Origin of the sequence: Synechococcus sp. HJ21-Hayes (assembly GCF_024345835.1) — a bacterium.
Classification (GTDB): domain Bacteria; phylum Cyanobacteriota; class Cyanobacteriia; order PCC-6307; family Cyanobiaceae; genus Vulcanococcus.
In genome coordinates, this window is record NZ_JAGQBW010000002.1 from 130,321 (window position 1) to 154,008 (window position 23,688).

Here is a 23,688-nt window from a genome sequence, read left to right on the forward strand (position 1 = left end):
GACACCGTGAGGGTGGAGGGTCTAAGAGCGAAAGACAAGAGAGGTTGCTCCCCGACATGGCCCATGTCCCCCTGGCGGGCGGTGGTCCTACACCACTGGCCGTTTTTGATCGCTTCCGTACTAAGGCGTTAGCGCGCGTTCAGGAGCCTGAGCTCAAGCGCTACGCGGTGATGTTGCTCGCCGCTGGTGCAGGCCTACTGCCCCTGATGGCCGGCTCGGCCAAGGCGGCCCTGGCCAAGGTGCCCACCGATGGTGCGGACACCCTGCTGATGCTGATGGGTTCGGCGCTGGTGTTGCTGATGACCCCAGGCCTGGCGTTCTTCTACGGCGGCTTCACCCGCGCCAAGAACGTGCTCAACACCATGATGATGAGCTTCTTCCTCATGGGGCTCATCGGGGTTGTGTGGGTGGTGCTCGGCTACTCCCTCTCCTTCGATACCGGCTTTGGCAGCCCCTTCATCGGCGGTCTTGGCCAGATGTGGCTGAATGGCGTTGGCGGTGAACTGGGTGATGCACCCCTGGCCGATGGCTTCGCAATTTCGGCGTCTTCCTTTGCCCTGTTCCAGGGCATGTTTGCGATCATCACGCCGGCCCTGATCTCTGGTGCCCTCGTGGAGCGCATCAACTTCAAGGCGTGGTTCTGGTTCTCGCTGCTGTGGAGCCTCTTCATCTATTGCCCCATGTGCAAGATGGTGTGGGGTGGCGGTTATCTCGGCCCCTTCGGTGAGATCGGCGCCATCGACTTCGCCGGCGGCACCGTTGTGCACATCGCCGCTGGTGTTGCTGCCCTGGTGGCCACGGCAATTGTGGGACCTCGCACCAACTACCCCGATAGCAAGCGCCCACCCCACAACGTGCCCTTCATCCTGCTGGGTGCTGGCCTGTTGTGGTTTGGCTGGTTCGGCTTCAACGGCGCCAGCTATTTCGCCGCCAAAGGCGCTGGCTTCTCCTTCCTTGCCACCACCCTCTCGGCCTCGGCCGCGATGCTCACCTGGTGTTTGATCGAGTGGTTCCGTGATGGCAAACCCACGGCCGTGGGTGCTGCCACCGGCGCCGTGGCTGGGCTGGTGGGGATCACTCCCGCGGCGGGCTTTGTGTACATGCCCCAGGCCCTGATCATCGGCATTGCCACCTCTGCGGCTTGCTACATCGCCGTTCAGGTGAAGGCTGCCATCAAGTTCGACGACTCCCTGGATGCCTATGCCGTCCACGGCGTGGGTGGCACCGTTGGGGCCCTGCTCACCGGCCTCCTGGCGGTTCCGGCCCTGGTGCCGGCCGATTACTTCCCCAAGTCTGCCGAGATCCTCGCCAACGGTGGCAACGCTGCCCTGTTTGTGGCCCACATCAAAGCTGTTCTGATTTCCTACGGCTTCGTGGGCATCGGCACGGCCATCATTCTCTGGATCGTGGGTGCTGTAGTGGGGCTGCGCGTCACTCCTGCCGAGGAAGAGCGCGGCCTCGACTTCGTTGCCCATGGCGAAGAGGCTTACGACCCCATGACCTACTGAGACGGCAGCCATGAAACAGATCACTGCTGTCATCCGCCCCTCCAAGGTGGATGCCGTCAAAACCGCCCTCGTCGCCATCGACGTGGTGGGCATGACCATCAACGATGTACGCGGCTTCGGCCGTCAGAAGGGCCAGGTGGAGCGCTACCGCGGCAACGAGTTCACGGTGGACTTTCTGCCGAAGGTCCGCATCACCACCGTCGTTTCCGACGACAAGGTGGAGGCGGCGCTCACGGCCATCACGGAGGCGGCTCGAACCGGTGACATCGGCGACGGCAAGATCTTCGTGACCTCCGTGGACACGGTGGTGCGCATCCGCACCGGCGATCGTGGCGAAGCGGCCATCTGAGGGCAGCTCGTTTCGGGATCGCTCCCCAAAGCCCCTGGCCTTCGGCGAGGGGCTTTTTGCTGTGATCGATCAGCAGGCGTAGCGTCAAGGCCTGTTGCCTGGGAAGTGATCTCCCTGCATGCCCCGCTTTCGTTTGGATCGGCTCAAGGCGGCTCTGGTGGGGGCGCCCCTGCCCACAAGTGCCCACGCTGAAGAGCGCCTCACCAACGCCGAGGCCCTGGCGATCCTCAGTTCCGATGCCCTCTCGTCGGTGGCCTATGCCACCCAAGAGATCGTGCTGGTATTGGGCATGGCCGGTGCGGTGGGGTTGGGCTTCACCCTGCCGATCACGGGGCTGATCATTGCCCTGATGGTGATCGTGGCGATCAGCTACCGGCAGACCATCAAGGCCTATCCCCAGGGGGGAGGCTCCTACCGGGTGTCCCACGAGAACCTGGGCGATCTGGCCGGATTGGTGGCCGGTGCCTCGCTCTCGATCGACTACGTGCTCACCGTGGCGGTGAGCACGGCAGCGGGCATTGCCGCCCTCACGTCCTATGTCCCTGAGCTGGACAGCCTGCGTGTGCCCCTCTGCCTGGCGGCCGTGGTGGTGCTGATGGTGGCCAACCTGCGGGGGGTGCGCTCCAGTGCCCAGATCCTGAGCCTGCCCACCTACGTGTTCATGGCCGCAGTGTTCACCCTGCTGGTGGCCGGTGGCGTGAAGGTGTGGGCCGGAGCGTTGCCCTCCATGCCCGCGGCGGAGCAGAACCTGGTGATGACCCAGGAGCACGGCGGTGCGCTGATGGCCGTAGGGGGAGTGTTGCTGATGCGCGCCTTCAGTTCCGGTTGTGCGGCCCTCACCGGGATTGAAGCGATCAGCGATTCGGTGATGGCCTTTCGCCCCACCGAGTGGAAGAACGCCCGCCGCGTGCTCACCGTGATGGTGTTGCTCTTGGCCACCATGTTTGGCGGCATCAGCCTGCTGGCCCATCACCTGGGGGCGGTGTACGTGGAGCACGGACCAACCCTGCTCTACCAGCTGGGCGAGCAGGTGTTTGGCAATGGGCCGTTGCTGCTGATCCTGCAGCTGTCCACCTTGTTGATCCTGCTGTTGGCGGCCAACACGGCCTACGCCGATTTCCCCCGCCTGGCCAATTTCCTGGCCCAGGATGGCTATCTGCCCCGGCAGCTCACCTCCCTGGGCGATCGGCTGGTGTTCAGCAACGGCATCCTGGCCCTCAGTGGCTTTGCCGCTGTGTTGCTGGTGGCTTTTGGCGGCAGCGTGACCCGGCTGATTCCCCTCTATGCCGTGGGGGTGTTTCTCAGTTTCACCCTCTCCCAGGCCGGGATGGTGGTGCATTGGTGGAAGGAACACTCCAGTGGCTGGCTGGGAAAGGCCTTGGTGAACGGGTTTGGCAGTGCCGTCACCGCAGTGGTCACAGGCGTGCTGCTCTACAGCAAATTCAGCCAAGGGGCCTGGCTGGTGGTGGTGGCCGTGCCGCTGCTGGTGTGCCTGTTCCTCACCATCCACAGCCACTACCGCAGTGTGTCCAAACGGCTGCGCCTGGCCACGGATAAAAAACTCACCCTGCCCCCGGCTCCGGCCGGCGGGGGCGCCCCCGTGGTGGTGCTGGTGGGTCAGCTGCACCGCGGCAGTTTCGAAGCCGTGCGCTACGCCCGCACTATTTCCAGGGATCTGGTGGCTGTGCATGTGGATCTGGGCCTGGGCAAAGCGCAGGCCTTTCAGGAGCAGTGGCAGCGCCAACTGCCCGAGATCCCTCTGGTGGTGCTCGAGTCTCCCTACCGCTCCCTGATCGATCCGGTGGTGCAGTTTGTGCAGCAGTTCGAGAGTCAGCACAAAAAAGATCGCGATCGCTTCTGCACCGTGGTGCTGCCGGTGTTCGTGACCCGGCATCGCTGGGAGAACCTGCTCCACAACCAGAGCACGATTGCCCTGCGCAGCGCCCTGCGGGCCCAGGGCACCCGGGTGGTCACCACCGTGGGCTTCTACCTATGACCCGCAGGCGGGCGCGGCGACTCCGCCACAAGTCGTGGTTGCGGCTGCTGAAGCAACGGCTGATCTGGCTCTGGCGCCATGAGGGCAGCCATGGCGAGCGGGCTCGTGGGCTAGCCGCCGGCGTGTTCACCGGCTGCTACCCCTTCTTCGGGCTGCAGATCGTGCTCGGCGTGGCCCTGGCCAGCCTGGTGCGCGGCAATCACCTGCTAGCGGCCGCCGGCACCTGGATCAGCAATCCGCTCACTTCGCTGCCCCTCTACTGGTTCAACTATCAGGTGGGCAGTTGGCTCCTGGGGGCGGGCCCAGGCTTCCCCTCGCTCGATCAGATCAAGGAGGGGGCCCTCTGGGATCTGGGGGCAGCCTTCAGTAGCCGGCTGCTGCTGGGCTCCACCCTGGTGGGCCTGATCAGTGCCCTGGTGGTGAGTGGGCTCTATTGGCTGTCCCTGCGGCGGCAGGTGCCCCGCTCTCAGCTCTGAGGGCCGCCGGGCTCGGTCTGCACCCGTTTCCAACCCGCCAGCACCCCGAGGATGTCGGCGGCACTTACCAACCCCACGAAGGCCCCGAATTCATCCACCACCACGCGCACGGAGGTCTTGTCGCCCCGGCGGAAGGTGGTGAGCAGCCTGTCGGCGCGGATCATCTCCGGCACGAACTGAGGTGCTTCGCAGAGCTCACTCACCGAGGATTCTCCATGGCCCCGCAACAGCTCGGTGAGGGCCACCTCGCGGCTCTGCACCCCCAGCACCTCATCCACCTCCTCGCCAAGCACCACCCACCAGGCATCTTCCGGGGCGGCGAGGATCTCCTCCTGGGCCGAGGCCAGGGTGGTGGCCCCCGCCAGGGAGGGGGTGGCCACCCGCGACACCATCAAGTCGCGCGCCGTGAGGTCGTTGAGCGCGAACACCTTGCCGATCATGGCCGCCTCATCGGCCTCAATCTGTCCCTGCTGGGAGCCCAGCCGGGCCATCAGGTGGATCTCCCGCTCGTTGGTGGTGAGCTCGGCCTCCGCTGTGATCGCGGGCATCAGTTTTTCCAGGAGCAGCAGCACCGGCAGGCTGAGCCGCTCCAGGATGAGCAGGGCCCTGGAGGCCACCAGAGAGATGGGCATCGCGAAGCTGTTGCCGATGGCCTTGGGCAGGATCTCGGCAAACAGGATCACCAGCAGGGTGAACACCACGTTGAAGATCACCAGGCCCATGGCGCCGCCATAGCCGCCGTGAAACACCTCATCGGCCCGGCTGCCCAGCAGCATCGAGCCGGAGATGTTGAACAGGTTGTTGGCCACCACCAGCAGGGCGAGCGCCCGTCCGGGCCGCGCCTTGATCCGTTCCAGGGCGCGGGATCCCGGCACCCGTTGTTGGGTGAGGGTGTGCACCTGGATCGGACTCACCGTGAGGATGGCGGCCTCCACTCCCGTGGCGATCGCCGAACCCACCAGGATCACCGCCCCTAGGACGATGAGCACAACGATCGGGTTCATGGGCAGGCATGGCCTTTCGGGTTGGACCGGACCTTACCTACGGTTTGGGGATTAAACCCGTAGCGGCTGGATGACCCAAGCCCCTCTGCCCAACGCGCTGTCAGCTCTGCAGCGTTGGCGCCATCAGCTCACGGTGCCCCAGTTCACCGTTGTGACGGGCCTGCTGGTGATCGTGGTGGGCACCTTTCTGCTGGCTTCCCCGCTGTGCTCCAGCGACGATGTGGGGCTGTGGCAGGCGCTGTTCACGGTGACCTCCGCCATCACGGTGACGGGCCTTTCGATCATCGTGGTGGACCGCGACCTCACCCTGCTGGGCCAGATCGTGCTCTCCGGACTGATCGTGACCGGGGGCCTGGGCCTGATGGCCATCACCACCTTCCTGCAAGGCTTTGTGCAGGGCCGCTCCGGCCTGCGCCGCCGCCTCGACCGTGGCCGCGCCCTCGATGAATTCGGCGTGGGGGGGATTGGTCCCACCTTCAACAACATCCTGCTCACTGCCACCTGTGTGATGGGTCTGGGAACGGTGGTGCTCTATGCCTTTGGCTTCACCGACATCGCCAATCCAGGTCAGAGGCTCTGGGCCTCGATGTTCCACGTGATCAGTGCCTACAACAACGCTGGTTTCGGCCTCTGGGCCAAGAACCTTGAGGCCTACCGCGACAACACGGTGGTGAACGCGGTGATCGCCGCCATGATCGTGATCGGCGGCATTGGCTGGCGCGTTACCAACGATCTCTGGGTGAATCGCCTGCGCCTGCAGCGCCTGCGCCGCCTCAGCCTGCACACCCGCCTGGTGCTACGCACCACGGTGGTACTGATCGTGCTGGGAGCCCTGGGGTTGCTGGTTACGGAACACTTCGGCTTCGATGCCGCGGCCATGGGCAACTACAGCCTCTGGCAGAAGCTGCAGATCACGCTGTTTCAGTCGGTCACCACCCGCACGGCTGGGTTCAACACCATCCCCCTCTCGGCAGAGGTGATCACGGATGCGGGTCTGCTGCTGATGATCGTGTTGATGTTCATCGGGGCCAGCCCCGGGGGCACCGGCGGCGGCATCAAAACCACCACGTTTGCCATCCTGATGGGGGCCACCCGCTCCACCCTGCAGGGGCGTGACAACGTGCTGCTCCACCGCCGCCAGATTCCCGATGGCACGGTGCTGAGGGCCGTGGGGGTCACCCTGGCCTCGGTGCTGTTCGTGGTGTTAATGGCTCTGCTGCTGGGTATTGGCCCCACCGCCGGTGGCTTGCCGGGTCACCAGTCCTTCAGTTTTCTCGAGAAGCTGTTCACCTGCGTGTCGGCCTTTGGCACCGTGGGGCTCGATCTGGGGGTCACCGCCAACCTCAACCGCTGGGGTCAGCTGGTGCTGATGGTGGGCATGTTCGTGGGGCGGATTGGCATCCTGCTGCTGCTATCGGCGCTCTACGGCCATCGGCCCCAGCAGCGGGTGGGTTACCCCCGCGAGGATCTGTACGTGTGAGGGGCACCCCGCGCTTCCCGACCGCTTAGAACTGTTGTGTGAGCGATGGAATCAGACCCGTGAACCAGTGGTGGCAGTGGGGGGCTGAGGGCGAGAGCCAACCGGGTGGATTTGCCGTGATTGGCGTGGGTCGCTTCGGCTCCTCGGTGTGCGCTGAACTGCTCCGGGCCGGTGCCGATGTACTGGCGATCGATTCGAGCCAGCGGGCCATCGATGAGCTCCGCCAGATCGACCCGGCCATCGAAGCTCGGGTGGTGGACTGCACCGATGAGGAGGCTCTCCGGGCCGCCGGTGTGCTCGATCTCACCACCGTGGTGGTGGCCATCAGTGAACCCATTGAGGCCAGCATCACCGCCACCCTGATTTGTAAGGACGCACCCGGCACCAAGGTGCGCCAGGTGATCGCCCGCGCCACCAGCGATCTGCACCTCAAGATGCTCTACCGGGTGGGGGCCGATCGCGTGGTGTTCCCCTCGAAGATGCAGGGCCAGCGCCTCGGCATGGAGCTGGTGCGCCCCAACCTGCTGGAGCAGTTGCGCCTCGACGATCGCAACAGCATTGAAGAGATCAAGGTGCCCCGCGGGTTCGTGGGCCACTCGCTGCGGGATCTCAACCTGCGCAAGCACTACAACGTGAGCGTGCTGGCGGCCGGCCCGGCCGGTCAGTTGCACGTGAACCCGCCGGCCTCCCATGTGCTGCAGGAGGGCGAACTCTTAGTGGTGATGGGCTCCAGTGAGGCCCTCAGGGCCCTGCCGCCGGATTGAGCAGCAGCGCCGGCGAGCGGCGTTGGCCCCTGATCCCGAAGACAACCGGCGCGAGCCGTGGTCCTCAGGCCGAGTCTGGCTAGGCCTGTAGGCGACCCCCCGCGGCATCGCCGCCCATGGTTCAGACCGAGTTGTTGCGGGAGAGCGGCCAGCGGGAGGTGTTCTGCGGCCTCACCTCGATCGTGTGGCTGCACCGGCGCATGCCCGATGCCTTTTTCCTGGTGGTGGGCTCCCGCACCTGTGCCCACTTGGTGCAGAGCGCTGCCGGCGTGATGATCTTTGCCGAGCCCCGCTTCGGCACCGCGATCCTTGGGGAGCGCGACCTGGCCGGCTTGGCGGATGCCAATGAGGAGCTCGACCGGCTGGTGAGCGATCTGTTGGTGCGACGCCCGGAGATCCGCACCCTGTTTCTGGTGGGCAGTTGCCCCAGCGAGGTGATCAAGCTCGATCTGGCCAAGGCCGCCGAGCGCCTCAACACCCAGCTGGCCGGCCGGGTGAAGGTGCTCAACTACAGCGGCAGTGGCATCGAAACCACCTTCACCCAGGGGGAAGACCAGGCCCTCTTGGCGATGGTACCGCTGATGCCCAGCAGCGCTGTGGAGCAGCTGCTGATCGTGGGCACCCTGGCCGATGCGGTCGAAGACCGGCTGGTGCAGCTGTTCGGCCGCCTGGGGATTCCGGTGGTCACGAGCCTGCCGCCGCGCCGTTCCACCGAACTGCCACCGATCGGCCCCGGCACCCGCGTGCTGCTGGCCCAGCCGTTCCTCTCGGCCACGGCGCGGGCCCTGGTGAACCGCGGGGCGCGGCTGTTGACGGCTCCCTATCCCTTCGGCGTGGAGGGCAGCCGGGCCTGGATGGCGGCGGGGGCGGAGGCCTTTGGAGTGGCACCGGCCCAGGTGGCCGCCGTGCTGGATCCCTTGGTGGAGCGGGGCCGCCGCGCCATCGCTCCCCACCGGGAGCTGTTGGCGGGCAAACGCCTGTTCCTGCTGCCCGATTCCCAGCTGGAGCTCTCCCTGGGGCGTTTCCTGCAGCGCGAGTGCGGCATGGAGCTGGTGGAGGTGGGCACCCCCTACCTCGATCGCCAGCTGCTCGATGCCGAGTTGGCCCTGCTGCCGGAGGGCACCCGCATCAGTGAAGGCCAGGACGTGGAGCGCCAGCTGGAGCGGGTGCGCGCCGCGCGGCCCGATCTGGTGGTGTGCGGCCTGGGCCTGGCCAACCCCCTGGAGGCCGAGGGCATCGCCACCAAGTGGTCGATCGAGCTGGTGTTCAGCCCCATCCACGGCTGCGATCAGGCCGGCGAACTGGCCGAGCTGTTTGCCCGCTCCCTGCGCCGCCGCGCCGCCCTCTCGTTTGCCTGAGTGCCGCCTCAGTTCCGCCCCCTCCTGCTCTCCCCCCGATGGAACTCACCCTCTGGACCTACGAAGGCCCGCCCCACGTGGGCGCCATGCGCATCGCCACGTCGATGGAGGGGGTGCACTACGTGCTGCATGCCCCCCAGGGCGACACCTACGCCGATCTGCTGTTCACGATGATCGAGCGGCGCGACCGGCGCCCCCCCGTGACCTACACCACGTTCCAGGCCCGTGATCTGGGCGGCGACACCGCCGAACTGGTGAAGCGCTCGATCAGCGAGGCGGTGGCGCGCTTCCAGCCGGAAGCCCTGCTGGTGGGCGAGAGCTGCACCGCCGAGCTGATTCAGGACCAGCCCGGTGCCCTGGCGGGTGGCATGGAGCTGGGTGGGATTCCCGTGGTGAGCCTGGAGTTGCCGGCCTACTCCAAGAAGGAGAACTGGGGTGCGGCTGAAACCCTCTACCAACTGGTGCGGGGCCTGCTCAAGCCCCAGCTGCCGCCGCCGGGCTTTGCCAAGCCCTCGCCCAGCCGCTGGCAGCAGGAGGGCCGGCGGCCACGGGTGAATCTGCTGGGGCCGTCGTTGCTCGGGTTTCGCTGCCGCGATGACGTGCGGGAGATCACGGCGCTGCTGGCGGACTACGGCATCGAGGTGGCGGTGGTGGCGCCCCTGAGCGCCCGCCCCGCCGATCTGCTGCGTATCCCCACGGCCGATGCCAACGTGTGCCTCTATCCGGAGGTGGCGGGTTCGGTGTGCAGCTGGCTGGAGCGCAGCTTCGGCATGGCCACGGTGCGCACCGTACCGATCGGCATCGGGGCCACCGCCAGCTTCCTGCGGGAGCTGCACCATCTGCTGGGCCTGGAATTACCCGCCGAACTGGAGCCTGGCCCCGATGGCACCTGCCAGGCCGAACGGCGCTCGCGCCTGCCCTGGTATTCGCGCTCGGTGGATTCCACCTATCTCACTGGCAAGCGGGTGTTCATCTTTGGCGATGCCACCCATGCCATCGCCGCCGCCCGCATCGCCAGCCGGGAGTTGGGCTTCCAGGTGGTGGGGCTGGGCAGCTACAGCCGCGAGCAGGCCCGCGAACTGCGGGCCGCAGCGGCCGAGCTGGGCCTCGAAGCCCTGATCAGCGACGACTACCTCGCTGTGGAGGCGGCCATGGCGGCCGCGGCGCCGGAGCTGGTGCTCGGCACCCAGATGGAGCGTCACAGCGCTAAGCGCCTCGGCATCCCCTGCGCGGTGATCAGCGCGCCACTGCACGTGCAGGACGTGCCGGCCCGTTATTCCCCCCAGATGGGGTGGGAGGGGGCCAATGTGATTTTCGATGCCTGGGTGCATCCGCTGATGATGGGGCTCGAGGAACACCTGATCGGCATGTTCCGCCACGACTTTGAATTCGTGGATGGTCACCTCAGCCATCTCGAGGGGGCCAGCGCGCCGGCGAGACCTGCAGAGCCGGAACCGCCCGATGATCAAGCCGCGGCGGAGCCGGTTGCGAGCGTGCTCCCCGGCCATGGGGCCGTGGTGTGGAGTGCCGATGGCGAGGCGGAATTGGCCAAGATTCCCTTCTTTGTGCGCGGCAAGGTTCGCAAGAACACCGAGGCCTATGCCCGGGATCGGGGCCTAGTCCAGATCGATAGTGAAGCCCTCTACGAGGCCAAGGCCCACTTCAGTTCATGAGCGGCTGCTTAGCTGGAATGCACCCACATCAGCAGCAGCTTAAGTATTTTCACCCATCCTCATGTGTGTGGATCCGCATGGGCTGAAGTGATCATGTTTCGCTTTGCACGTTCAAGCCTTGATGGGGTCCCTGGCAGCGGTTGGATGGAATCAGTTAGTCCCGTGCGTCGGGGTTCCCCGGCGAGCGCCTTGCATGACAGCAACACTCCCTTCACTTGAGATCAAGCGCCCTGATGGTGAGGGCAGTGTTCAGGTGCACCAGGACCCCGCCATGGCGATCGAAGAGGGGGCTCTAGTGATTGCCGTTTACGGCAAAGGAGGCATTGGCAAGAGCACCACCTCTTCCAACCTCTCGGCAGCCTTCTCCAAGCTCGGTAAGCGGGTTCTGCAGATCGGTTGTGACCCGAAGCACGACAGCACCTTCACGCTCACCAAGTCGATGGTGCCCACGGTGATCGACATCCTCGAAACCGTGGATTTCCACACGGAGGAATTACGCCCTGAAGACTTTGTGTTCGAGGGCTACAACGGGGTGATGTGCGTGGAATCGGGTGGCCCTCCGGCGGGTACTGGCTGTGGCGGCTATGTGACGGGCCAGACGGTGAAACTACTCAAGGAGCATCACCTTCTCGAAGACACCGATGTGGTGATCTTCGATGTGCTCGGCGATGTGGTGTGCGGGGGCTTTGCTGCACCCCTGCAGCATGCCCACTATTGCCTGATCGTGACGGCCAATGATTTCGACTCGATCTTTGCCATGAACCGCATCATTGCGGCGATCCAGGCCAAGGCCAAGAACTACAAGGTGCGTCTGGGCGGTGTGGTGGCCAACCGCAGCAAGGACACGGACCAGATCGATCGCTTCAACGATCGGGTGGGAATGAAGACCATGGCCCATTTCCCCGATCTCGATGCGATTCGTCGTTCGCGCCTGAAGAAGTGCACCATCTTCGAGATGGAATCCACGCCGGAGGTGGAGGCGGTGCAGCAGGAATATCTCAAGTTGGCGGCCCGGATGCTGGAGAGCGTGGAGCCCCTGGAGGCGGAATCCCTGAAGGATCGCGAGATTTTCGACCTACTGGGTTTCGACTGATCGCCAGGTGGCCGCCGCGGCGCCCGTGGCCCCAGCGCAGGTGACGGGACACGTGCAACCCCGTGGGTGTGTCTCGCTGCTCGCTATCGCTGGGGCTTGTCTTGATGAATCCCGAAGGCGGCCCTCGGTGCGGCCGATCAGGCCAACCCCACCAGCTTCATCGAGAGCTCCCACACCCCCTGGGCGGTGTCGGGGTTGCTCGCCTGATCGGAGAGTTCCTGGCTGAACTGGGTGCCATCCTTCTTCTGGCGGTTACCCCAGCTCCAGTGCACGCCGGAGGCGGAGAAGCCCGGATCGGCCACCACCTGGGCCACCCGATCGCCCGCCAGGGCCTGGCTCACATAGCCGCCAGTGATGTTCTTCTGGAACCAGGGAAAGATGGTTTGGAAGGCCCGTGGCGTGTTGCGAAACAGGGGCGTATCGGCCACACAGCCCGGATAGAGGGAGCTGAACACGATCCCGGTGGAGGCATGCAGCCGGCGGTGCAGCTCCTGGGTGGTGATCATGTTGCAGAGCTTGCTGTCCTTGTAGGCCTTACCGGGCTTGAACGGCTTGCCGTTGGCCATCGCGATCGGAGCCTTGAAGCCGGCCTTGAAGCCGGAGAGATCGCCAAGGTCGGCGGGGGCAGGGATGGGGATCTTGCCCCCCAGTTCCTTGGAATTGGCCGTCACCGTGCCCAGGATCACCACCCGGCGGGAGGGATGGCCAGAGCGCTGCAGATCGGGCAGCAGCAGTTGGATCAGCAGAAAATGGCCCAGATGGTTGGTGGCCATCGAGATTTCATAGTCCTGCGGCGACCATTCCGGTTGCTTCAGCCGTGGCTTGTACACGGCGGCGTTGATCACCAGGGCGTCCAGGGGCAGGCCGATGGAGGCCACCAGGGTTTCCACGCCAACCCGCACGCTCTCGAGGTCACCCAGGTCGATGCGCAGGTGGTGGAGCCGTTCCGAGGGGATGGCGAGCGAGTCGGCCGCCGCGGCCGCCCGCACGGGGTCGCGGTTGGCGGTGATCACCGTCCAGCCCCGATCCACGAGGGCCTTCACCGCATTCAGCCCCACCCCGGAGGTGGTGCCGGTCACCAACACGGTTCCTGGCGTTCCGGTTGTGGATGGATTGCTGTTGGAACTGGAAACCATGACGCCCGGCGCTCGCGCGCATCAACCTAAGGACGCGCCGCTGGTTTCCCGCTGGTGCCAGGTGCCTGCTCAACAGTTGGAAATGGGCGCTGGGCCGCCTGGTCAGCTTGCTGCCACACCACCCGCAGGCGATTGGGGGCGATCCACTGGTCCTGCTCCTGGATCAGCTTCTGCTCACCGCCAGCGGCAAACAGCGTGTCGAAGCGATGCTGGGCCTTGAGCAGCTTGGCCTGCTGGATGTTGAGCACCGCGGAGATCTCACCGTGGCGTTCAAGCCGGGTTTGGTAGGCACCTGCAAGGCGCACCAGGCTCACCACCGCCACCAGACCCAAGCCCACCTTGAGGGCGAGGCCAATGGCACTGCAGGTGAGTTCTTGGTGGGGGGTGGAGGGCCGAATACCGGTGGCCGCAGGCGCTGGGTTGGGCGTGCTTGGACCCGGAGGCACGCGAACTGGGCGCAGGCTTACACCGCGATGACCTCCTGACTGCCGGCTGGCGGATCTCCGCTGAGAGGGTTGGGCTGGCCGGGAGGGGGTCAAGGGGGGCTGTTGGTCGGATCTGGCCCGCTTTTAGCAGGTCAGATCCGACCGATCAAGGGACTCAGGCGCGATACAGGCTGGCGGCCAGGCGAACGGCGAGAACGCCCGCATGGGCAGCCACCACCAGGGCAATCAGCACTTCGGCCTGGGTGAGGGACGAAACCATGACCTGTTCCGAGCAAAGAATGTCCTGTCCATTCTCTCGGCTTCAGGGGTTCTGGCCAGATCAGGCCGCGGGCCTGTCACAGCTCGACACGCCCTCGCTACGGTCGCCGGTATCGATGAACGGGTTGTCTTGGCATCTCCTCTCCCCGAGGCGCCGGTGCTCATCACCGCCGAGCAGGTGAACCAGCGCGATCTCTCGGCGCTGCAGAGCTGGGCGGAGCTAAGGCCTGAGGCCCTGCTGGAGCTCAGTGGCCAGCTGGAGCTGCAGTTCACCTGGCCGCGCCAGGCCGATGATCCCCGTGAGCTCTCGGAGATCCCCGAACTGCGGCTCTGGAGCCTGCGGGCTGATGCCCTCTATCCCTGGCTGCCCTTGGTGCTGGAGCGCAGTGGGGGTCAGCTCACGCGCCACGTGGCCATGCAGCTGCCCCATGGCTTCAGCCGCACCGAAGGCATCCGCTTTGCCCCCGAAGCGCTTGAGCTGTGGGTGACCCACCGGCTGTTCCAGCTCGATGCCTGGGGACAGGGCCATGGCCTCACCTGCCGCCGCAATCTCGAGCAGATGGCGGCTGTGCTGGGGTTTGAACTGGACGCTGGCTTCTGGGAGGGGCTGACCTGAGCGACTCAGCCAGCCGCCATGGCCAGGGCAAAGGCCCTCCTACCGGAATCCAGGGCCAGCAGCACGGTGAGAAGCCGCAGCAGCCACACCAGCCGACCTTCGCTCACCCGTTGCAGCCGCGCCGCTGACCATTGCGAGGCGAGGGCCGCGGTGCCTCCCAGCAACAGCCCCATGGCCAGATTGCTGCGGCCGTCGGCCAGGAAGCCCACGGACGCCGCCGAGGCTGAGGCACAGACCGCCAAGGTGCTGAGCCGAATGGCCAGGTAAACCCTGAGCCCAAGGCCCTGCACCATCAACGGCACCATCACCAAGCCGCCGCCCACCCCCAACAGGCCGCTGGACCAGCCCGCCACCAGGCCCACCCCTCCGAGGGCCATCAGGGACAGCGCCGTGCTGGCGGTTTCCTGCTCGCTGCGGCGGGGTTGGATCACGACGCTGAGAATCCCGTACATCAGGGATTGGAGGGCCAGCAGGTGCCAGCCCTCCAGGCCATTGCCGATGTGGCTGAAGCTCACACCCCCCACCAGGGCCCCCAGCACGATGGCGGCCATGGCCCGGCGGGGCACCGCGCCGCTGCGCAGGTGGGCCCAGCTGCCCGCCAGGGTGGTGGGCACGATGGCCAGGGTGCTGGTGGCCAGGGCCTGGTGAGGCGTCAATCCCAACCACAGCAGCAGGGGTGAGAACACCAGTCCGCCACCGATCCCCAGCAATCCGGAGAGCAACCCAGCCAGGATGCCGAGGGGAAGTAGGGGCAGCAGGTCCCAGGGCATTGCGCCTTGAGGGCATCAGCGCTCCAGCATCCCCCATCCCTGCGGTGCTCCCCCTTGCCGTTGCCCTGGCGCTGGATCGCTCCCATTGAGGCCCCTGGTGCCTTTCAGATGGCCTGCGATGCCTGGTTGTTGGATCAGCTCGTGCAGGGTCAGGGCACACCGGTGCTGCGCTTCTATCGCTGGTCGCGGCCCACCCTGTCGCTCGGTTTCCACCAGCGGCGGCTGGAGCCCCACTGGCCTGCCCTGGTGCGCGATGGCGGCCTGGATGTGGTGCGCCGTCCCAGTGGTGGCCGCGCCGTGCTGCACGCCGGTGAGCTCACCTACGCCCTGGTGCAGCCGGCGCTGAGCGGGCGCCGGGTGGACACCTACACCCAGGCCTGTCAGTGGTTGCAGCAGGCCTTTGCTGGCCTCGGTCAGCCGTTGCAGTTCGGCCAGACCGGCGGTGGCGATGCCCAGCAGCGCAGTAGCTGCTTTGCGAGCAACACCGCCGCGGACCTGATCCATGGCAATGGTGCCAAGCGCATCGGCAGCGCCCAGCTGTGGCGGCAGGGCTACGTGCTCCAACACGGGAGCGTGCTGATCCACCCGCCAGGCGCGCTGTGGGAGCGGGTGTTTGGAGAAGCTCCACCTTCGCTGCCGCCCCTGGTTCTCAGCTGGCAGCAGCTGGCCGAGGCCCTCAGGCGGGCGGCCGAGCAGCACCTCTGTGGTGGTGTGCTTCAGGAGCAGCCGCTCAGCGCGGCCGAATGGGAGGCCGTGGAGCGCCTCAGCCCTGCTTACCGCGCCACGGCGGCAGAGTTGCTCAATTCCTGACCCTGCACCTCACCGCTGGCCAACATGGCCCGGGCCACGGGGGCCAGGCCCATACCCAGGGGATACACGCCCTCGCGGCGCGCCGCTTCGAGGATGGGGGCGGGCAGCTTCACGCCCAACTTGGCCAGCACGGCCTCCGCCAGCTCGGGTCGCTCGAGGGTGCCGCAGGGCAGGCCAGCGGGGCTCAGTACGAGGAGACGATTGGTGTTGCCGTCATCGAGCTGAATCACGGCCTGCCACAGGGGGGCGTCGTCGTGGATGCTCGGCAGGCTGGTCAGGGGCTGGAGGTGGTCGCCGATGCGCTCGCCATCCCAACGCTGCACCGGCAGCGCCTGAAGCGGGGCGTCATTGATGACCCCCTGCCAGCGGCCGCCATCACACACGAGCAGCCAATCGGCGGGGCCTGTGCCCTCCTGCAGCCGCAGGCGGCTCAGCTCCCGCAGGCTGCTGCGGGCCTCCAACACCCGAAAGCGCCGCTGGGCTGCATCCTTCACCTTCAGTTCCCGCAGGGTGGATTGCAAGGCCAACAGCTGGGTCTGGTTGCGGGCGGCCCCAAGGCCGAACCAGCCCAGCACCATCAGCCAAAGCCCCCCGACGCTGCCGCCTCGCAGAAGCAGCACGGCGCCCAGACCGATGGCCAACAGCGACAACAACTTGCCGCTGGTGGTAGCCACCTGAATCCCTTTGCGCTGGCTGCCGGTCCACTGCCACACGAGCGCCTTCAGAATCAGGCCCCCATCCAGGGGCAGGCCGGGTAGCAAGTTGAACAGGGCCAGGATCAGGTTCAGGCCCCCCAATTCCTTCACCATGGTCCCCAGCAGGGGGGAGACATGGGCCGCGCTGTGGGTACTGCCCAACAGCAACCCGGCCAATGCCAGGCTCACCAAGGGGCCGGCGGCCGCCACCAGCAGCGAACCCATGGCCGTGGAGCATTCCCGCTCCACGCTGGCCACACCCCCCAACATGAACAGGGTGATGCTGCGCACCTTCACCCCCTGGCTGATGGCGGCGATGGAGTGGCCGAGCTCGTGCAGCAGCACCGACACGAACAGCAGCAGGGCCGTGCCAAAACCCAGGATCCATAGCAGGGCTCCGCTGGTTTGGCTGGCGAGTTGCTGGCTGTACTGCTGCTGAAAGGCAACGCTGGCCAGGGCCAGGATCACAAACCAGCTGGCATGGATGCGCAGAGGGATTCCACGGATCTTCAGCAGCTGCCAGCCTTCGCCCACGCCCATCACCCCAGTGGCCCGATCCTAGAAAGAACGCCCCGTCCCCACCGTTCTTGGCCGTTCCTGTTTCGCCCTGGTCCACTGCCCCCCAGCCCTGGCTGAAGGTCTGTGGGCTGCGGCAGCCCGATCAGGCGGCGGCGGTAGCCAGCCTCGGTGTTGAGGCCATCGGCGTGATCGCCGTGGCCCGTTCGCCCCGCTGGCTCCCCCCGGATCAGCGCCCCGCACTGTTTGACGCCATGGCGCAGGGAAATCCTCACTGCCGTGGCGTGTTGGTGGTGGCCGATCCGCAGGATGGAGAGCTGCCGCAGCTGGGGCCCGGCCTCGGCCATCACGTGGTGCAGCTCCACGGTGATGAGACGCCTCAGCGTTGCGGCCAGTTGCGGCAGCAGCTGGGGCCAAACCTGGCGCTGTGGAAGGCCCTGCGCATTCGTTCCGCGGCGGATCTGGCCCATGCTGCCCACTACGCCACCGTGGTGGATGGCCTGCTGCTGGATGCCTGGGTACCCGATCAGCTGGGTGGGACCGGCCACCGCATCCCCACGGAATGGCTCGATGGCTTTGCCCCGGCGTTGCCCTGGTGGTTGGCCGGGGGGCTGACACCAGAGCGGGTTGGCCCGGCCCTGCAGGCCCTGGTGGCGTCGCCGCCGCATGGCCTGGATGTGTCCAGTGGCGTGGAGCACGCGCCGGGTGACAAAGATCTCGATCGCGTGGCCCAGCTGGTGGCGGCGGTGAACGCGGTCCGTCAGGATCGCCAAAGCTGATCGGCTCCCATGGCTCGTTTCTTTCGCTCTGCCGTGCTCGCTGTTGGCAGCTGCGGCCTCTTGGCCCTGCCTGGCGTAGGCACCGCTGCCGCCCAAGCCCAGGACCTGGTGGGCTGCCAGTTGGTGGGCGCCACTCTGCAGTGTGTGCCGGGGGTGACCGAGAGCCCTCAGCAGCAGATTCGCCAGCTGCAGCAAGAGGTGTCCACTGATCTGCAGCTGGAGGGTGCGGTGCAGCAACAGATCAATGGCCTGCAGCAGCTGGTGTTGGCAGGAGATGTGGCCGTGGGGGCGATGCTCACGGCCACGGCCGTGGCCGATGCCCAGGCGGCTTTGCCAAGCGCCAATTACCACTGGTATCGGCTCAAGCCCGGCCAGCGCAGCTGGGTGTTGATTGAAAGTGCCAACGGCACCACCTACGTGCCGGCCCCGATCGACATCGGCCAGAATCTGATGGTGGTGGCTGTGGTGAATCAGAACGGCCAAGTGAAGCGGGTGGCTTCAACACCGGTGGGTCCTGTGCGCTGATCACCAACCAGCGATCGGTGCAGGGCAGTCCGTGCAGCTGCCCTGCAGCCCATTCAGGTGGAGAGCACGGCTTCTTGCTGTTTCACCAGTTCAAAGAACTCGGCCTTGAGGCTGGGGTCGTGGCGGAAATCGCCACGCACCACCGAATTCACCATGCTGGTTTGAGGTTCTTTCACCCCACGCCATTTCATGCAGTAGTGCTGAGCTTTCACCAGAATCGCCAGGCCCTGGGGTTCGCACAGCCGCTCGATTTCATCGGCGAGGATCATCACCGCCTCTTCCTGGATATGGGGGCGGGAGAACACCCAATCGGCCACGCGAGAAAACTTGGAGAGGCCAATCACCCGCTCGCCGGGCTTGATGCCGATCCAGCAGTTGCCCAGGATGGGCACCAGGTGGTGCGAACAGGCCGAGCGCACGGAGATGGGGCCTACGGTGTAGATCTCGTCCAGCTTCTTGACGTTGGGGAAGCTGGCAATCTTGGGCTGCTCGTGATAGCGACCCTTGAACACCTCATGGAGATACATGCGAGCCACGCGCTCAGCCGTTTCTTCCGTGTTGTGGTCGTTGTCAATATCGATCACCAGGCTGCGCAATAGGTCACGCACCTTGCCGGCAACTTCGAGTTCCAGTTGGTCCAGCTCACCGTCCAACAGGTGGTCGGCGATGTTGTCGTTGGCCAGGTAGGGCACGCCAGCGGCGCTGAGGCGCTCGCGGATGCGCAGGCTCACGGGAGCCAGTTGGCCGGAAATGCTGGAAGGAAGGGTAGAGGTCATGGGGGGGCTCTCAGGTTGCGCTCAGAGAGCGCCGGCGGCGGGCATCAAGGTGAGGTCCTCCACAACTTGGGAGGCAGGCTGTTGGGCCAGCGACAACAGCGCTTCAGCCGCATGCTCAGCTGGAAGCATGGCACGGCGATCGAAGCTGCTGTGGACGGTTTCGCTGTCCCAGAGAGGCGTATTAACCGCACCTAGGGTGAGGGTGCTGACGCGGATGCCGTGGGCCCTCTCTTCCTCCGCCAGGCAGCGGGAGAAGGAAGCGAGTGCCGCCTTGGTGGCGCAGTAGGCGCCCCACTCCGGGAAGGCGTTACGGGCTGCATGGCTGCTCACGTTGATGATGTGTCCGCCGCCTTGGCGCAACATCGGCAGCAGGGCTTGGCACACCTGGAACACGCTGGTGACGTTCAACTGGAACAGCCACTGCCACTGCTCCACCGGCATGGCTGCGAGGGGGCCGGTGTAGGCAGCCCCCGCGTTGTTCACCACCACCGTGGGCCGGAGCCCCCGGTTCACCAGCTCGCTGAGGCCGGGAAGAATCGCGGCGGCATCGGCCAGGTCAAGGCTGAGGGTTTCCACCCGGCGCCCCAGCTTGCGGAGTTCCTCAGCCAGGCTCTCTAGATCTGCAGCAGACCGGGCCACCAGCAGCAGGTCGTAGCCAGCGGCAGCGAATTGCCGTGAAGCAGCGGCCCCGATACCGCGGGAGGCACCGGTGATCAGGGCAACAGGTGGTGCGGTCAAGCACGCAGGAATGCCCAACCGGCATCCACGAAACGAAAGTAAACCTTACGTGCTGATGGACGCGTCCTGGGTGCCGGCTTCCAGGAATCGACCCATGCGCCGGAACTTGGCATAGCGCTGATCGATCAGCTGGGCTTCGCTGAGGCCCTGGAGCTCTTCCAGGTGTTGGAGCACCGCCGTCTTGAGGCTCTCGGCAGCCTGGCGCGGGGCCCAGTGGTTGCCGCCGGAGGGTTCGCTAATCACGGCGTCGATGATGCCGAGCTTGAGCAGGTCGGACGCAGTGATCTTGAGCGCTTCCGCCGCCGCTGGGGCCTTGGCGGCATCGCGCCAGAGGATCGAGGCACAGGCTTCGGGGCTAGCCACGGTGTAGACGCTGTGCTGGAACATCAGTAGGCGGTCGGCCACGCCAATGCCGAGGGCACCGCCGGAGCCGCCCTCGCCAATCACGGTGGCCACGATCGGCACCCGCAGCCGGAACATCTCCCGCAGGTTCACGGCGATGGCCTCTCCCTGGCCCTGTTCCTCCGCCAGCAAACCTGCGTAGGCGCCGGGAGTATCAATGAAGCAGAGGATTGGCAGCCGGAAGCGATCGGCATGATCCATCAGGCGCATGGCCTTGCGATAGCCGCCGGGGGAGGCCATGCCGAAGTTGCGGGCCACGTTTTCCTTGGTATCGCGCCCCTTCTGGTGGCCCAGCAGCACAACGCCCTGATCCCCAATCCGGCCCACACCTCCCACCAGGGCCCGGTCATCGGAGCCGCGGCGATCACCATGGAGTTCGATGAATTCGTCGGTCAGCACCTGGATGTAATCCAGGGTGCTGGGGCGCTGCGGGTGGCGTGCCACCTGAATTTTCTGGGCCGGCGTGAGGCTGGTGAAGATCTCTTCGCGGCGCCGGGCCGCCAGGGTTTCCAGCTGCAGTAGCTGCTGGCTCACATCCACCTCAGAATCCTTGGCCAGCTGGCGGATCTGCTCGATCTGCTCTTCGAGTTCCACCAGGGGCTTTTCGAACTCGAGCAGGGGGCGGCGGGCCATGGGGAGAGAAGGGGAGATGGCAGAGCGAACGAGCTCAGGCGGCGGCGAGCTGGCGTCCGATCAGGGCAGACGTCAATTGGTCCGCGGCCAGGCCAATGGCCTGGAATCCATGGCGTAGGGAGGCTCCTCCGATCAACTCCATGTTGGCGAGGCTGATGTTGTTGCGCCCCCAGCTGAAGTTGGTGTGGATGCCCTCGAATTCCAGCAACATCGCCTCGGCGAAGCAGGCAAACAGGTGGCGCCGGGGATTTTCCATTTCCGCCACCTCCATCATTTGCCAGCCAATGTCCTGCCAGAACTCCACGATGCCGCCCTTGAGAACGTGCACGCCATCGCCGGCCACCTTGGCGTCCAGGTTCTTGGGGTAGCCGCCGTCGATCATCAGGCAGGGCTTGCGCAGGCTGTCGTGATCGATGCTGAGGGTCTGGGGCAGGCTCGCCACCCACACCACCACATCCGCCTCAGGCAAGGCCTCCTCGAGGCTGAGGATCCGGCCGCCGCCCAGCGACTGCTGCAGATCCTGCAGACGCTGCTGTTGGCGAGCCACCAGCAGCAGTTCGCCCACCTGGGTGCGCTGGCTCAGCCACCGGCACACGGCGCTGCCAATGTCGCCGGTGGCCCCCACCACCGCCACCTTGGCGGTGGTGAGATCAATGCCGAGCTTGGGGGCATTGCGCTCCACCTGCTGGCAGATCACCCAGGCTGTGTGGGTATTGCCAGTGGTGAAGCGCTCCCACTGCAGCGTGGTGTTGCGGATCTGCTGGAACTTGGAGAGGTCGTAGTTCTCGAAAATGATCGAGGTGAAGCCACCGAGGGCGGTCACGTTGATGCCATTTTTCTGGGCCAGCTCCATGGCGTTCTGCACCTTGCGCGTGGCCGTCTTGAAACGGCTCAGCATCTCGGGCACGAAACAGGAGTCGATGTAGGTGCCCTGAATGGTTTTGCCGGTTTGGCTGGTGACTTGAAAGGTTTCCAGCAATTGGGGTGGGGCGGAGCACCAGGCCATCAGGTCCGCACCTGCCATTTCTTCCAGCCCTAGATCCATGGCTTTCTGCTGCGCCTGCTCGAAGCTGCTGGAGTGACCGATCAGACCGAACATGCGTGGGGGATCTGCCAGGGCAAGGGGAAAGGAAAGGCCACTGGTGGTGTGACCTGATTAAAGGGCAGCAACGGTGCGGGGCAGAGAGCCGGACAGGTCGGAGATCAACCCACCAGAGCGGAAGCGGCCATGCGGGCGATCTCCCGGGTGGTGAAGCCGATCTCCGTGAGGGCTTCCTGGTAGGCGATCAGGAAATCCTCAATCAGGTCTTCCTTGTCCATCTGCAGCACGGCGGCGTCGCCAGCCACCTGGTCGAGCATGCGGCGAATCAGGGGGAGGTTGTCGCGGTTGGCCTGCTCCAGTTCCTCGCGGCAGCTGTCCAGGTTGGCTTTGAGCCACTCCTGGCCGTAGTTGAGGTGGGTGTACTCGTCCTTCACCACGCCCTCAGTGATCTTGCGCGCGAAGGGGTCGGCAACCGGGATATAGATGTGGTAGGCCGAAATGGCGAAGGCCTCGATCAGCAGTGCCTGGATCAACAGACAGGTGGGCACCTTGCCCGCAGCCAGGGCGGTTTGGAAGTTGCCGTGCAGGGGTGCGAAGAACGCCTTGGCGAAGGCCATGTCGGCCGTGACCCCCAGGTTGTTAGCGCAGGCGGTGAAGCCCTTCATGTGCTTGAGCTCCATGCGGGCCAGCTTGGTGAGCTCGTCCGCTTGGTCGGGAAGCAGAGTGCCGATCGAGACGTAGTTGTCGTGGGCTTCCTGCTCGCCCTCGATCACGATGGCGTTGATGCGGCTGTAGGCGTCCTTGTAGTTGGCGCTCGTGAAGTCGGGCAGCGCATCGGCGGAGAGCTCGAGGGTGGCGGGGGCTTCCGCTGCAGTTTCGAGGGTCGCCATGGCTACCGGGAACACGTCAGATTTGGCTTGACTGTAACCATTTCAGGCCGCTTGGGTTTGGTTTTTGTTCGTTTTGTGGGTTCCTGCACCGATCAGAGCGGTTAACCGGCCCCCCGTGCGGCCTTGGGCGGCCAGTCGCTGCGCAGCAGACCCTCCAGCAACTGCACCCATTCCTCCACCAGCCGGTGCTGCAGGGCGGCCCCCAGCTCTGCATTGGCGTGGCGGGCATCGCCGATCACGCCTGTACTGGAGAGATCACCGGTCAGCCAGGCCTCCGGCACGGCGCCCTCCAGGCTCCAGCCCTGGGGTGGCGGTTCACTCAGCAGGCCGTCCACGGGCCGTTGCGGGCCCACCAGCTGTGGGGCGAGGTGCAGCATCAGGCTCGTTTCCGCCAGGCCGGCATGGAGCCCCTGGCTGCGCTCCGGTTCCGGGATCAGCTCGCCAAGTCCTCGCGGACCACTCCACAGGAAGCAGGGCAGCACCGCCATGCCGGGGTGGGCGGCCCGCAGTTGGCGAGCAGCCACCTGCAGCAGCGCGATCTGGCCGCCATGGCCGTTGAACAGCAACAGTCGCTGGAAGCCTGCAGCGGCCAGCTGGGCGCCGATCGCCATGATCTGGGCGATCAGCAGCTCGGCGGGGAGGCTCAGGGTGCCGCTGAAGCCCTGGTGTTCTGGCGAAAACCCGAACCCCTGAATGGGCAACCGCCAGATCGGCAGGGCTGGCTCGAGCCGGGCCAGCACCGCGTCTGCAATGGCCTCGGCAAAGCGGGCGTCAGTGCCCAGGGGTAACTGGGGACCATGCTGCTCAAAGGCGCCGAAGGGCCAGAGCACCGTGCTGCCAGGAGTGGTGGCGACCTGCTGAAACTGGGGCCAGCTCATCCGGTCCAGACCCCGTTCCGCGTGCATGGAAAAGCTGGGGTGGCATCTCTACAGTGTGGCGCTGTCTCTCACACCTT

The 23,688-nt window shown here is 65.8% G+C and carries 25 protein-coding genes; 13 read left to right on the top strand and 12 right to left on the bottom strand.

Features of this window, described 5'->3' with window-relative positions; all coding sequences use genetic code 11:
• Positions 1–56: 56 nt before the first annotated feature.
• The 4 genes from KBZ14_RS02600 (at position 57) to KBZ14_RS02615 (ending at position 4,329) form a co-directional block, all read left to right on the top strand.
• On the top strand, positions 57–1,508 hold the full coding sequence (locus KBZ14_RS02600) for an ammonium transporter (RefSeq protein ID WP_255116742.1): 1,452 nt from the start codon (positions 57–59) through the stop codon (positions 1,506–1,508).
• A 10-nt stretch (positions 1,509–1,518) separates the two neighbouring features.
• Entirely contained in the window at positions 1,519–1,857 is a 339-nt protein-coding gene (locus KBZ14_RS02605) for a P-II family nitrogen regulator (protein ID WP_255116743.1), read from the top strand.
• Between the two features lie 118 nt (positions 1,858–1,975).
• Complete coding sequence (locus tag KBZ14_RS02610) at positions 1,976–3,853, top strand: APC family permease (protein ID WP_255116744.1); 1,878 nt, start codon at positions 1,976–1,978, stop codon at positions 3,851–3,853.
• The gene (locus tag KBZ14_RS02615; RefSeq protein ID WP_255116745.1) at positions 3,850–4,329 is read left to right on the top strand and encodes a DUF2062 domain-containing protein; all 480 of its coding nucleotides are present in this window, start codon (positions 3,850–3,852) and stop codon (positions 4,327–4,329) included. Before KBZ14_RS02610 ends, KBZ14_RS02615 begins: the two co-directional genes overlap by 4 nt.
• Here KBZ14_RS02615 and KBZ14_RS02620 read toward each other — a convergent pair.
• The gene (locus tag KBZ14_RS02620) at positions 4,320–5,333 is read right to left on the bottom strand and encodes a CNNM domain-containing protein (RefSeq protein WP_255116746.1); all 1,014 of its coding nucleotides are present in this window, start codon (positions 5,331–5,333) and stop codon (positions 4,320–4,322) included. The two genes, KBZ14_RS02615 and KBZ14_RS02620, sit on opposite strands and share 10 nt — an antisense overlap.
• 70 nt (positions 5,334–5,403) lie before the next feature.
• Between KBZ14_RS02620 and KBZ14_RS02625 the strand changes: the two genes are divergently transcribed.
• From KBZ14_RS02625 to bchL, 5 genes are all read left to right on the top strand, one after another.
• Positions 5,404–6,813 carry a TrkH family potassium uptake protein gene (locus tag KBZ14_RS02625; protein ID WP_255116747.1) on the top strand — a complete coding sequence of 470 codons (1,410 nt, stop codon included), beginning with the start codon at positions 5,404–5,406 and terminating at the stop codon, positions 6,811–6,813.
• Between the two features lie 59 nt (positions 6,814–6,872).
• A complete protein-coding gene (locus KBZ14_RS02630) occupies positions 6,873–7,577 on the top strand; it encodes a potassium channel family protein (RefSeq protein WP_255116855.1) in 705 nt (234 codons plus the stop codon).
• A gap of 116 nt (positions 7,578–7,693) precedes the next feature.
• The gene (locus KBZ14_RS02635) at positions 7,694–8,935 is read left to right on the top strand and encodes a ferredoxin:protochlorophyllide reductase (ATP-dependent) subunit N (protein ID WP_255116748.1); all 1,242 of its coding nucleotides are present in this window, start codon (positions 7,694–7,696) and stop codon (positions 8,933–8,935) included.
• Positions 8,936–8,973: 38 nt separating this feature from the next.
• Positions 8,974–10,608, top strand: coding sequence for a ferredoxin:protochlorophyllide reductase (ATP-dependent) subunit B (locus tag KBZ14_RS02640; protein ID WP_255116749.1), 1,635 nt, complete (start codon positions 8,974–8,976; stop codon positions 10,606–10,608).
• A 193-nt stretch (positions 10,609–10,801) separates the two neighbouring features.
• Positions 10,802–11,701 (top strand): ferredoxin:protochlorophyllide reductase (ATP-dependent) iron-sulfur ATP-binding protein, encoded by a 900-nt coding sequence (bchL, locus tag KBZ14_RS02645; RefSeq protein ID WP_255116750.1) that lies wholly within the window; start codon positions 10,802–10,804, stop codon positions 11,699–11,701.
• Between the two features lie 137 nt (positions 11,702–11,838).
• On the opposite strand, the gene KBZ14_RS02650 is transcribed toward bchL, so the two are convergent.
• The 3 genes from KBZ14_RS02650 to psaM all read right to left on the bottom strand — a co-directional run bounded on the left by KBZ14_RS02650 (position 11,839) and on the right by psaM (position 13,542).
• Positions 11,839–12,837 carry a protochlorophyllide reductase gene (locus tag KBZ14_RS02650; protein WP_255116751.1) on the bottom strand — a complete coding sequence of 333 codons (999 nt, stop codon included), beginning with the start codon at positions 12,835–12,837 and terminating at the stop codon, positions 11,839–11,841.
• A gap of 26 nt (positions 12,838–12,863) precedes the next feature.
• Positions 12,864–13,283, bottom strand: coding sequence for a hypothetical protein (locus KBZ14_RS02655; RefSeq protein WP_255116752.1), 420 nt, complete (start codon positions 13,281–13,283; stop codon positions 12,864–12,866).
• A 154-nt stretch (positions 13,284–13,437) separates the two neighbouring features.
• Positions 13,438–13,542: a photosystem I reaction center subunit XII gene (psaM, locus tag KBZ14_RS02660; protein ID WP_094590456.1), complete on the bottom strand. Its 105-nt coding sequence runs from the start codon at positions 13,540–13,542 to the stop codon at positions 13,438–13,440.
• Positions 13,543–13,671: 129 nt separating this feature from the next.
• On the opposite strand from psaM, the gene KBZ14_RS02665 reads away from it, so the two are divergent.
• Positions 13,672–14,157, top strand: coding sequence for a CRR6 family NdhI maturation factor (locus KBZ14_RS02665; protein WP_255116753.1), 486 nt, complete (start codon positions 13,672–13,674; stop codon positions 14,155–14,157).
• A gap of 5 nt (positions 14,158–14,162) precedes the next feature.
• Here the strand turns inward: KBZ14_RS02665 and KBZ14_RS02670 are convergent, their stop codons facing one another.
• Positions 14,163–14,927 (bottom strand): sulfite exporter TauE/SafE family protein, encoded by a 765-nt coding sequence (locus tag KBZ14_RS02670; RefSeq protein ID WP_255116754.1) that lies wholly within the window; start codon positions 14,925–14,927, stop codon positions 14,163–14,165.
• A 54-nt stretch (positions 14,928–14,981) separates the two neighbouring features.
• Between KBZ14_RS02670 and KBZ14_RS02675 the strand changes: the two genes are divergently transcribed.
• Positions 14,982–15,737, top strand: coding sequence for a lipoate--protein ligase family protein (locus KBZ14_RS02675; protein ID WP_255116755.1), 756 nt, complete (start codon positions 14,982–14,984; stop codon positions 15,735–15,737).
• Here the strand turns inward: KBZ14_RS02675 and KBZ14_RS02680 are convergent.
• Positions 15,701–16,966, bottom strand: a complete 1,266-nt coding sequence (locus KBZ14_RS02680) for a site-2 protease family protein (protein ID WP_255116856.1) — start codon at positions 16,964–16,966, stop codon at positions 15,701–15,703. The two genes, KBZ14_RS02675 and KBZ14_RS02680, sit on opposite strands and share 37 nt — an antisense overlap.
• A gap of 53 nt (positions 16,967–17,019) precedes the next feature.
• Here KBZ14_RS02680 and KBZ14_RS02685 point away from each other — a divergent pair, with 53 nt between their 5' ends.
• Together KBZ14_RS02685 and KBZ14_RS02690 are read left to right on the top strand one after the other, a co-directional pair.
• Complete coding sequence (locus KBZ14_RS02685) at positions 17,020–17,727, top strand: phosphoribosylanthranilate isomerase (protein WP_255116756.1); 708 nt, start codon at positions 17,020–17,022, stop codon at positions 17,725–17,727.
• Between the two features lie 9 nt (positions 17,728–17,736).
• Positions 17,737–18,252: a hypothetical protein gene (locus tag KBZ14_RS02690; RefSeq protein WP_255116757.1), complete on the top strand. Its 516-nt coding sequence runs from the start codon at positions 17,737–17,739 to the stop codon at positions 18,250–18,252.
• Positions 18,253–18,305: 53 nt separating this feature from the next.
• Here the strand turns inward: KBZ14_RS02690 and folE are convergent, their stop codons facing one another.
• The 6 genes from folE to KBZ14_RS02720 all read right to left on the bottom strand — a co-directional run bounded on the left by folE (position 18,306) and on the right by KBZ14_RS02720 (position 23,611).
• Positions 18,306–19,028, bottom strand: a complete 723-nt coding sequence (folE, locus tag KBZ14_RS02695) for a GTP cyclohydrolase I (RefSeq protein ID WP_255116758.1) — start codon at positions 19,026–19,028, stop codon at positions 18,306–18,308.
• A gap of 21 nt (positions 19,029–19,049) precedes the next feature.
• Positions 19,050–19,766, bottom strand: a complete 717-nt coding sequence (locus KBZ14_RS02700) for an SDR family oxidoreductase (RefSeq protein WP_255116759.1) — start codon at positions 19,764–19,766, stop codon at positions 19,050–19,052.
• 45 nt (positions 19,767–19,811) lie between these two features.
• Positions 19,812–20,801: an acetyl-CoA carboxylase carboxyltransferase subunit alpha gene (locus tag KBZ14_RS02705; protein WP_255116760.1), complete on the bottom strand. Its 990-nt coding sequence runs from the start codon at positions 20,799–20,801 to the stop codon at positions 19,812–19,814.
• Positions 20,802–20,835: 34 nt separating this feature from the next.
• Entirely contained in the window at positions 20,836–21,900 is a 1,065-nt protein-coding gene (locus KBZ14_RS02710) for a long-chain acyl-[acyl-carrier-protein] reductase (RefSeq protein WP_255116761.1), read from the bottom strand.
• A 104-nt stretch (positions 21,901–22,004) separates the two neighbouring features.
• Positions 22,005–22,733 (bottom strand): aldehyde oxygenase (deformylating), encoded by a 729-nt coding sequence (locus KBZ14_RS02715; protein ID WP_255116762.1) that lies wholly within the window; start codon positions 22,731–22,733, stop codon positions 22,005–22,007.
• A gap of 101 nt (positions 22,734–22,834) precedes the next feature.
• Positions 22,835–23,611 (bottom strand): creatininase family protein, encoded by a 777-nt coding sequence (locus tag KBZ14_RS02720; protein ID WP_255116763.1) that lies wholly within the window; start codon positions 23,609–23,611, stop codon positions 22,835–22,837.
• Between the last annotated feature and the right edge of the window lie 77 nt (positions 23,612–23,688).